The 9,954-nt window shown below is 67.7% G+C and carries 9 protein-coding genes; all 9 read right to left on the reverse strand.

What is annotated here, in order from left to right:
- Positions 1–491, reverse strand: a 491-nt coding sequence (locus K2X24_RS16025; RefSeq protein ID WP_292499350.1) for a proton-conducting transporter membrane subunit, incomplete at its 3' end; no start/stop codon positions are given.
- A gap of 31 nt (positions 492–522) precedes the next feature.
- A complete protein-coding gene (gene nuoL, locus K2X24_RS16030) occupies positions 523–2,634 on the reverse strand; it encodes an NADH-quinone oxidoreductase subunit L (RefSeq protein WP_292499351.1) in 2,112 nt (703 codons plus the stop codon).
- A gap of 147 nt (positions 2,635–2,781) precedes the next feature.
- Positions 2,782–3,090, reverse strand: coding sequence for an NADH-quinone oxidoreductase subunit NuoK (nuoK, locus tag K2X24_RS16035; RefSeq protein WP_292499356.1), 309 nt, complete (start codon positions 3,088–3,090; stop codon positions 2,782–2,784).
- A 40-nt stretch (positions 3,091–3,130) separates the two neighbouring features.
- A complete protein-coding gene (locus tag K2X24_RS16040; protein WP_292499352.1) occupies positions 3,131–3,751 on the reverse strand; it encodes an NADH-quinone oxidoreductase subunit J in 621 nt (206 codons plus the stop codon).
- A 183-nt stretch (positions 3,752–3,934) separates the two neighbouring features.
- Entirely contained in the window at positions 3,935–4,423 is a 489-nt protein-coding gene (gene nuoI / locus K2X24_RS16045; RefSeq protein ID WP_292499353.1) for an NADH-quinone oxidoreductase subunit NuoI, read from the reverse strand.
- A gap of 24 nt (positions 4,424–4,447) precedes the next feature.
- Complete coding sequence (gene nuoH, locus K2X24_RS16050; protein WP_238280745.1) at positions 4,448–5,470, reverse strand: NADH-quinone oxidoreductase subunit NuoH; 1,023 nt, start codon at positions 5,468–5,470, stop codon at positions 4,448–4,450.
- A 12-nt stretch (positions 5,471–5,482) separates the two neighbouring features.
- Positions 5,483–7,564: an NADH-quinone oxidoreductase subunit NuoG gene (nuoG, locus tag K2X24_RS16055; RefSeq protein WP_292499354.1), complete on the reverse strand. Its 2,082-nt coding sequence runs from the start codon at positions 7,562–7,564 to the stop codon at positions 5,483–5,485.
- Positions 7,565–7,607: 43 nt separating this feature from the next.
- Positions 7,608–8,909 (reverse strand): NADH-quinone oxidoreductase subunit NuoF, encoded by a 1,302-nt coding sequence (gene nuoF / locus K2X24_RS16060; protein WP_238280747.1) that lies wholly within the window; start codon positions 8,907–8,909, stop codon positions 7,608–7,610.
- 1 nt (position 8,910) lies between these two features.
- On the reverse strand, positions 8,911–9,954 hold a 1,044-nt coding region (gene nuoE / locus K2X24_RS16065), incomplete at its 5' end, for an NADH-quinone oxidoreductase subunit NuoE (RefSeq protein WP_292499355.1).

Genomic DNA, 9,954 nt, shown 5'->3' on the forward strand with positions numbered 1-9,954 from the left:
TAGATGCGCCGCTTGCCGCCCCAGATGCCGATGATGAGGAACATCGGGATCAGGCCGGCCTCGAAGAACAGGTAGAACAGCACCAGGTCGAGGGCGCAGAACACGCCGATCATCGTCGTCTCGAGGACGAGGAAGGCGACGAAGTACTCCTTCACCCGGGTGTTCACCGAGAGCCACGAGGCGCCGATGCAGAACGGCATCAGGAAGGTGGTCAGGAGGATCAGCGGCATCGAGAAGCCGTCGACGCCGAGCTTGAACCGGGTGGCCTCGTTCAACCAGGCATGGGTCTCGACGAGCTGGAAGCTCGCGGTGGTCGTGTCGTAGCGCCCCCAGGCCACCAGCGAGAGCAGGAAGGTGGCGAGCGTGGTGATTAGCGCGGCCCAGCGGGCGTTGCGCTTCGAGGCCTCGGTCTCCTCGCCCAGGGTGAGGATGAAGGCCGCGCCGCACAGCGGAACGATGAGGAGGCCGGAGAGGATTCCGAGGCCGAACATCAGCGGGGGCTCCGGTTCGTGACAGCGGCCATCAATGGGCGACCTTGGGCAGGCCGGTCAGCATGTACCAGCTAATGAGGGCGGCGACGCCGACGAGCATGACGAAGGCGTAGTGGTAGACGTAGCCGGTCTGGAGGCGGACCACGCCGCGGGTGACGTCGAGGACCCGCGTGGCGATGCCGTCCGGACCCATGCCGTCGATGACGCGGCCATCGGCCTCCTTCCAGAGGAACTTGCCGAAATCCTTGGCCGGTCGGACGAAGATCCGGTCGTAGAGCTCGTCGAAGTACCACTTGTTGAGCAGGAACCGGTACAGGCTCGGCTGTTGCGCGGCGAGCTGGCCCGGGAGCTCGGGCCGGCGGATGTACATCCAGTAGGCCAGCACGAAGCCGATCAGCATCATGATGAAGGGCGAGTAGGCCACCAGCGCCGGCACCGAGTGGATGTCGTGCATGATGTGGTTGTCGGGACCGTGGCCGAGGGAATGCCCCCAGAACTTGTCCATGCCTTCGCCGATGAAGCGGTTCTTGAAGATCAGGCCGGCGAAGAGCGCGCCGAAGGCCAGGATGCCGAGCGGGATCGTCATGACGAGCGGGCTCTCATGCGGGGTGTGCGCATGGTCGTGATGCTCGATGGCGCTGTGCGAGGCCGGCTCGACGTCGTGGCCGTGATCGTCGTGGGCGACGCCCTCGTGATGGCCCGGCGCCCCATCGGCCTGTGCCGATGCGCCGCCATGTGGGGTAGCGGCCTGCGCCACCGCGTGATGGTCGTCGTGATGATGTGCCCCGTGACCGGCCCAGCGGGCGGGTCCCTCGAAGGTCATGAAGAACAGGCGCCAGGAATAGAACGAGGTCATCAGCGCGGCGACCACGGTGCACAGGAAGGCCAGCGTGTGCCCGGGCCGCGTCGAGGCATAGGCCGCCTCGATGATCGCGTCCTTGGAATAGTATCCGGCCGTGAAGGGGAAGCCGATCAGCGCCAGGGTGCCGATGGTCATCATCGCCGAGGTGAAGGGGATGTAGCGGCGCAGATTTCCCATGTTCCGCATGTCCTGCTCGTGGTGCATCGCGTGGATGACCGAGCCGGCCCCGAGGAACAGCAGCGCCTTGAAGAAGGCGTGGGTGAAGAGGTGGAATACGGCGGCCGAGTAGGCGCCGACGCCGAGGGCCACGAACATGTAGCCGAGCTGCGAGCAGGTCGAGTAGGCGATCACGCGCTTGATGTCGTTCTGCACGAGGCCGATCGTGGCTGCGAAGAACGCCGTGATGCCGCCGATGACCGTGACCACGATCAGCGCGTTGGGCGCGAGCTCGAACAGCGGCGACAGGCGCGCCACCATGAATACGCCGGCCGTCACCATGGTGGCGGCGTGGATGAGCGCCGAGACGGGGGTCGGCCCCTCCATCGCGTCGGGCAGCCAGGTGTGCAGCAGGAATTGGGCCGACTTGCCCATGGCGCCCATGAACAGGAGCAGGCAGGCCAGCGTCCAGGCGTTCCAGTCGTAGCCGAGGAAGTGGAAGGTCGCGTCCTTGATCTCGGGCGCGCGGGCGAAGATGCCGTCGAACGCGATCGAGCCGGTCAGCACGAAGACCAGAAAGATGCCGAGGGAGAAGCCGAAATCGCCGACGCGATTGACGATGAAGGCCTTCATGGCCGCCGCATTCGCGGAGGGCTTCTCGTACCAGAACCCGATCAGCAGGTAGGAGGCGAGACCGACGCCCTCCCAGCCGAAGAACATCTGCACGAGGTTGTCGGCCGTCACCAGCATCAGCATGGCGAAGGTGAACAGCGACAGGTAGGCGAAGAAGCGCGGCCGGTGCGGATCCTCCTCCATGTAGCCGATGGAGTAGAGGTGCACGAGGGTCGAGACCGAGGTCACGACCACCAGCATGATCACCGTCAGGGTGTCGATGCGGAAGGCCCAGTCGACCACGAGGTCGCCGGCGGTGAACCAGGTCGCCACCTGCACGCGGGTGGCGTGCTCGGTGCCGGGCACCTCGAGGAAGGCGCCCCAGGACAGCAGCGCCGAGAAGGCGAGCAGGCCGGTGGTGATGCCCTCGCTGAGCTTCGGACCGAGCTGGCGGCCGAACAGGCCGGCGAGGAGCGCACCGACGAGCGGGAGGAAGACGATCGCGTGATACATCGCTGGCTTGTCCGGCCTCCTGGGACGCGCCCGGACCCCGCGCAGGACGCGGGAGCCGGGGCAGCGCCCGGTGGGGTTCGTGTCACCGCCGCGGCGGCGCGAAGGCCGCGCCGCCGGGCGTCGAATCGGGGTCCGTCTCGGTCCCGCTCAGCCCTTCATCATGCTGACGTCCTCGACCGCGATGGAGCCGCGGTTTCGGAAGAACACGACGAGGATGGCAAGGCCGATCGCCGCCTCCGCCGCCGCGACCGTCAGCACGAACAGGGCGAAGACCTGTCCGGTGATATCGTTGAGGTGGGTGGAGAAGGCGACGAGGTTGATGTTCACCGCGAGCAGGATCAGCTCGACGGACATCAGGATGACGATGACGTTCTTGCGGTTCACGAAGATGCCGAGCACGCCCAGCGTGAACAGGATCGCGGCGACCGTCAGATAGTGGCTCAGGCCGATCATCAGATGTGGCTCCCGGTCTCTGCCGTTCGAGGTCCGCCGGCCATCAGACTTCCACGCCCTGGCGGGACGGCACCTTGCGGGTCTCCACCGCCATGGTCTGCGTGCGCGCGTTCTGGACGGCGATGTTCTGGCGCTTGACGCCGGGGCGGTCGCGCAGGGTCAGCACGATGGCGCCGATCATCGCCACGAGCAGGATCAGGCCGGCGAGCTGGAAGAAGAAGACGTAGTCCGTGTAGAGCACCCGGCCCAACGCCTGGGTGTTGGTGACGGACTCGGCGCTGGCGACCGGCCCGAGCGGCGCCTGAACGAGGCCGGGATCGATGGTCCAGGAGCCGACCACGAGCAGCAGCTCGATCAGGAACACCGCCCCGATCAGCGCGCCGATAGGCAGGTACTGCTGGAAGCCTTGGCGCAGTTGCGCAAAGTCCACGTCGAGCATCATCACGACGAACAGGAACAGCACCGCGACCGCGCCCACGTAGACGACCACGAGGATCATCGCCAGGAATTCGGCGCCCATCATCACGAAGAGGCCGGCGGCGTTCACGAAGGCCAGGATGAGGAAGAGCACCGAGGCCACGGGATTGCGCGAGGCGATCACCATGAAGCCCGAGGCGATGGTCACACCTGCGAACAGGTAGAAGAAGGCAGCGGCTGCGCTCATGCGGTTCTTGAGATCAGCCGTCCCGAGGACGGCCCCTTCTGCCGAAATTGTGCCACGGCCCACCGGCCGCCCGTCTATAGAACCCGCTCCTGCGGCGCACAACCGCCTCGGAGGGCCCGGGCCGGCTCCGTGGACACGGAACCGGTCCTCTGTCTCATTCCGCGGCCCGCGGACGGCACCCGCTCAGCGGTAGGGCGCGTCCACGGCGAGGTTGCGCGCGATCTCGCGCTCCCAGCGGTCGCCGTTCAGGAGGAGCTTTTCCTTGTCGTAGAGGAGCTCCTCGCGGGTCTCGACGGAGAACTCGAGGTTCGGCCCCTCGACGATCGCGTCCACCGGGCAGGCCTCCTGGCACATGCCGCAATAGATGCACTTGACCATGTCGAGGTCGTAGCGGGTCGTGCGGCGGGTGCCGTCGTTGCGGCGCGGGCCAGCCTCGATGGTGATGGCTTGGGCGGGGCAGATGGCCTCGCACAGCTTGCAGGCGATGCAGCGCTCCTCGCCGTTGGGATAGCGGCGCAAAGCGTGCTCTCCCCGGAAGCGCGGGCCGCGATGGCCCATCTCGAAGGGGTAGTTGATCGTGGCCTTCGGCTTGAAGAAGTACTTCATCGCCAGGACGAACCCGGACGCGAACTCCTTGAGCAGCAGACCCTTAGCGACCTGATCGAGCTTCATGGCTCGGATCTCCGTGAGGGGTTGTCAGGCGCCCGGCGCAAGGCCGGTGAGCTTGAGGACGAAGGCGACGACGACGACCGAGACGAGCGAGAGCGGCAGGAACACCTTCCAGCCGAGGCGCATGAGCTGGTCGTAGCGGTAGCGCGGCACCATGGCCTTCACCATGGCGATCATGAAGAAGAGGAAGCTGGCCTTGAGGGCGAACCAGATCAGGCCCGGCACCCAGGTGAAGGGCGCGAACGGAATCGGCGAGAGCCAGCCACCGAGGAAGAGCACCGTGCCCAGCGCGCACATGGTCATGATGGCCACGTACTCGCCCAGCATGAACAGCAGGTAGGGCGTCGAGGAATACTCGACCATGTAGCCGGCGACCAACTCCGATTCGGCCTCCGGCAGGTCGAAGGGCGGGCGGTTCGTCTCGGCCAGGGCCGAGATGAAGAACACCACGAACATCGGGAACAGCCAGAGCCAGTACCAGCCGAGGATGCCGAGGCTGGTGTCCTGCGCCATGACGATGCGCGAGAGGTTGAGGGAGCCGGCGCAGAGCAGGACGCAGATGATGACGAAGCCGAGGGAGACTTCGTAGGAGATCATCTGTGCGGCCGAGCGCAGCGCGCCCAGGAAGGCGTATTTCGAATTCGAGGCCCAGCCGCCCATGAGGACGCCGTACACGCCGAGCGACGAGATCGCGAAGATGTAGGTGATGCCGACGTTGAGGTCGGCGATGGCCCAGCCCTCGGCGAGCGGGATCACCGCCCAGGCGGCGAGCGCCAGGGTGGCGAAGACCAGGGGCGCCAGCAGGAACAGCGCCTTGTTGGCGCCGGCCGGAATGATCGGCTCCTTCAGGACGAACTTGAGGAGGTCGGCGAAGGATTGGAACAGACCCCAGGGCCCGACCACGTTGGGGCCGCGCCGGAGCTGCACCGCCGCCCAGATCTTGCGATCGGCGAGCAGCGCATAGGCGATGAAGACCAGCAGCAGCGCCAGAAGCACGAAGCTTTTCAGCGCCAGCAGCAGGACGGTGCCGAGGATTTCCCAGAAGGTCATCGCAGGAGATCCTTATTCGGCCGCTTCGAGGCCGCGCACCCGGGCGAGGCTCGAACATTCGGCGAGCACGCGCGAGGCGCGGGCGATCGCGTTGCTGAGGTAGAAGTCCGGCACCGCCGACGCAAAGGCCGCGCGGGTCGGCTCGCCGCCGAGTCCCGACAGCGTCTCTACGGTGGCCACCGCATCGCTCGGGGCGATGGCGTCGAGGGCGGCGAAGTGCGGATGCTCGGCGTAGAGCGCCCGGCGCAGGGCGCTCAGCGAATCGAACGGCAGGCGCTTGCCAAGCACATCGGACAGGGCGCGCAGGATCGCCCAATCCTCGCGGGCGTCACCCGGCGGGAAGCCGGCGCGGTTGGTGGTCTGCACCCGGCCCTCGAGGTTGACGTAGGCGGCGCTCTTCTCGGTGTAGGCCGCCCCCGGCAGGATGACGTCGGCGCGGGTGGCGCCGCGATCCCCGTGCGTGCCCTGGTAGACCACGAAGGCGCCGGGGCCGATCTCGACCTCGTCGGCGCCGAGGTTGAACACCACGTCGAGGGCGCCCGCCGCCGCGATGCCGGCGAAGTCGAGCCCGCCCTCCCCCGGCACGAAGCCGAGATCGAGGGCACCGACGCGGGCGGCCGCGGTCTGGAGCACGCCGAAACCGTGCCACTCGGGCGTGACGGCGCCGATGTCCTTGGCAAGTTTCGACGCGGCCGCGAGGATCGCGGCGCCGTCCGGCCGGGCGAGCGCGCCCGTACCGACGATGATCAGGGGGCGGCTCGCGGCCTTCAGCGCCTCGCCGAAGCTGTGCTGGCCGGAGGCGAGGTCGGCCAGGGTCTCGGGACCAGCCCCGAGATAGGTGTGGGGATAGGTGAGATCGACCGCCTCGCCGATGAGGCCGACCGCCAGCGGACCCATGCGCCAGCGCTTGCGGATGCGGACGTTAAGGAGGGAGGCCTCCAGGCGTGGATTCGTGCCGATGAGGAGAATCGCATCCGCCTCCTCGATGCCCGCGATGCCCGTACCGAGGGTGTAGGCGGCCCGGCCCCAGGCCGGATCGATGGCCTCGCCGGCCTGCCGGCAATCGAGGTTCGTCACCCCGAGGGAGGTCATCAGCGCCTTGAGGGCGTAGATCTCCTCGACACCCGCAAGGTCGCCGACCACCGCGCCGATGCGCTTCGGGTCGGTGCCCTTCACCTTGGCGGCGATCGCCGAGAACGCCTCACCCCAGGAAGCGGGTCGCAGGCGGCCGTTCTCGCGCAGATACGGCCGGTCGAGGCGCTGGGTGCGCAGGCCGTCCACGGCATGGCGGGTCTTGTCGGAGATCCACTCCTCGTTGATGCCCTCGTGCACGCGCGGCTCGATCTGCATCACTTCGCGGCCGCGGGCATCGACCCGGATGGCGGAGCCGACCGCATCCATCACGTCGACGGACTCGGTCTTCGACAGCTCCCAGGGCCGGACCTCGTAGCTCTGCGGCTTGTGGACGAGGGCACCCACGGGGCAGAGGTCGGCGACGTTGCCCTGCAACTCCGAACCCATGGCCGATTCGAGGTAGCTCGTGATCTCCATGTCCTCGCCGCGCCCGATGGCGCCGAGATCCGGCACGCCGGCGACTTCCGCCAGGAAGCGGACGCAGCGGGTGCAATGAATGCAGCGGTTCATCGCGGTCCGCACGAGCGGGCCGATGTACTTCTCTTCCACCGCGCGCTTGTTCTCGCCGTAGCGGGTCGAGTCGACGCCGTAGGCCATCGCCTGATCCTGCAGGTCGCAATGGCCGCCCTGGTCGCAGATCGGGCAGTCGAGGGGATGGTTGATGAGGAGGAACTCCATCACCCCCTCGCGGGCCTTCTTCGTGGTTCCCGAGCGCGTCAGAACCTCCGGCGGCTCGCCGTTGGGCCCGGGCCGGCAATCCTTCACCGCGTAGGCGCAGGAGGCCACGGGCTTCGGGGCGCCCTTCAGCTCGACCAGACACATCCGGCAATTGCCCGCGATGGACAGCCGCTCGTGGAAGCAGAAGCGCGGGATCTCCGCGCCCGCCGCCTCGCAGGCCTGGAGCAGCGTGTACTCCGCCGGAACATCGACCTCGGTGCCGTCGACGACGATCTTGGTCATGCGTGGGTCTCAGGTTCGAATTCGGGTTGATGCGAGGCGCGGATCACTCCGCCGCCATCGGCACCGGATCGGAATGGGGGTTGGCGCTGTAACGGTCGATGCGCTTCTCGATCTCGGGGCGGAAGTGCCGGATGAGCCCCTGGATCGGCCAGGCCGCCGCGTCGCCGAGCGCGCAGATCGTGTGGCCCTCGATCTGCTTCGTCACGTCGAGCAGCATGTCGATCTCGCGACGTTGCGCGCGCCCCTCGGCCATCCGCAGCATCACGCGCCACATCCAGCCCGTGCCCTCGCGGCAGGGCGTGCACTGGCCGCAGGATTCGTGCTTGTAGAAGTAGGCGATGCGGGCGATCGCCGAGACGATGTCGGTGGACCGGTCGAGGACGATCACCGCCGCCGTCCCGAGGCCGGAGCCGAGGTTCTTGAGCGTGTCGAAGTCCATCTTGGCGTCGATGATCTGCTCGGCCGGCACCAGCGGCACCGAGGAGCCGCCGGGGATGGAGCAGAGCAGGTTGTCCCAGCCGCCGCGCATGCCGCCGCAATGCTTGTCAATGAGTTCGCGGAAAGTGATCCCGAGTTCTTCCTCGACGTTGCAGGGCTTATTGACGTGCCCCGAGACGCAGAACAGTTTCGTGCCGGTGTTGTTCTTGCCGCCGAGGCCCGCGAACCAGGCGCCGCCCCGGCGCAGGATCGTGCCCGCCACCGCGATCGACTCGACGTTGTTCACCGTCGTCGGGCAGCCATAGAGGCCCATGTTCGCGGGGAACGGGGGCTTCAGGCGCGGCATGCCCTTCTTGCCCTCGAGGCTCTCCAGCAGCGCCGTCTCCTCGCCGCAGATATAGGCGCCCGCGCCGTGGTGGACGTAGATGTCGAAGGGGTACCCGTGGACGTTGTCCTTGCCGACGAGCCTTGCCGCATAGGCTTCGTCCACCGCGCGCTGGAGGGCGTGCTTCTCAGCCACGTACTCGCCGCGGATGTAGATGTAGCAGGCATGGGCCGCCATCGCGAAGGAGGCGAGCATGCAGCCCTCGATCAGGAGATGCGGATCGTGCCGCATGATCTCCCGGTCCTTGCAGGTGCCCGGCTCCGACTCGTCGGCGTTGACGACGAGGTAGTGCGGGCGCCCATCGGACTTCTTGGGCATGAACGACCACTTGAGGCCGGTGGGAAAGCCGGCGCCGCCGCGCCCGCGCAGGCCCGACTGCTTCATCTCGTCGATGATCCAGTCGCGGCCCATCTCCAGCAGGAACTTCGTGCCGTCCCAGGCACCGCGCTGCTTGGCCGCGTCCAGGCCCGGCGAGTGCAGGCCGTAGAGGTTCGTGAAGATGCGATCCTGATCGGCGAGCATGTCAGTTCCCCTTCTTGGGGTCGGACGGGTGGGGAGCGGAAGCGGGTGCCGCCGCATCGGCGCTGGCGCCTGAGCTTATGGGCTGCGGCGGCGGTTCGTTGCGGGGCAGCGCCGATTGCGTCCCCGCTTCGGCACCGGCCGCCTCGGCCTTCGCGATGGTCTCGGGCGCGGCGGGGGCTGGCTTGTTCGGCCGCGCCGTCGATTCCGTGCGGTCGGCCGCATCGGCCTTGTCGTCAGCCTTCACGGGCGTCTCGCCAGCGGCCGCGCGCTGGGCCGGGGCATCCGTGGCAGGCGTGCCCACCGCGCGCCCGGCATCGGGACGGGCGGGCTTCGGGTCGGAGGCGGCGCGCTGCTCGGAGGAGGCGGCCTCCGCCTTTCCGGCTTCGGTCTCCTCGTCCGCCCGCTCGAAGCGCTTTCGCCACGCACCCACCCGCGACCCGTCGAACAGGGTCGCGTCGGTCAGCGTGTCGGCGCCCCCGAGGGGTTCCGAGGAGGTGCGGCCGATCTGGGAACCGATCTTCACGGGTCGTCCGGCAGCCAAATCGTCCATGAGCTTGCCCAGGAGGTCCGGCGTCAGATCCTCGTAGTAATCCTGGTTGATCTGCGCCATCGGGGCGTTGCAGCAGGCGCCCAGGCACTCGACTTCGAGCCAGGAAAAGTTACCGTCGGCGCTGACATGGCCCGGCGCGCCGAGGCGATGGTGCAGGTAGTCCTTCAGTTCGCGGGCGCCGCAGGAATCACACGGCACGGTCCCGCATAGCTGGATCCAGAACTTGCCCACCGGCTCCAGGGCGAACATCGTGTAGAAGGTCGCGACTTCGAGCACGCGGATATGCGGCATGCCGAGCTCGTCGGCCACGGCCTCGATGGCCTTCTGCGGCAGCCAGCCGCCATTCTGCTCCTGCGCCTTCCACAGCAGCGGGATCACGGCCGAGGCTTGGCGCCCCTCCGGGTATTTTTCGATTTGCCCCTTGGCCCAATCGGCGTTCTCCGACGAGAACGCGAAGGCGGCGGGCTGCTCGGAGGCGGGGGCGAGTCTGCGGTT

This window comes from Methylobacterium sp., assembly GCF_019750675.1.
GTDB lineage: Bacteria > Pseudomonadota > Alphaproteobacteria > Rhizobiales > Beijerinckiaceae > Methylobacterium.

Bases quoted from the DNA above. Each gene is read 5' to 3' on its own strand.
- nuoG (WP_292499354.1), bottom strand. From the start codon at position 7,564: ATGACCAAGATCGTCGTCGACGGCACCGAGGTCGATGTTCCGGCGGAG.
- nuoH (WP_238280745.1), bottom strand. From the start codon at position 5,470: ATGACCTTCTGGGAAATCCTCGGCACCGTCCTGCTGCTGGCGCTGAAA.
- nuoL (WP_292499351.1), bottom strand. From the start codon at position 2,634: ATGTATCACGCGATCGTCTTCCTCCCGCTCGTCGGTGCGCTCCTCGCC.
- nuoI (WP_292499353.1), bottom strand. From the start codon at position 4,423: ATGAAGCTCGATCAGGTCGCTAAGGGTCTGCTGCTCAAGGAGTTCGCG.
- K2X24_RS16040 (WP_292499352.1), bottom strand. From the start codon at position 3,751: ATGAGCGCAGCCGCTGCCTTCTTCTACCTGTTCGCAGGTGTGACCATC.
- nuoF (WP_238280747.1), bottom strand. From the start codon at position 8,909: ATGCTCGCCGATCAGGATCGCATCTTCACGAACCTCTACGGCCTGCAC.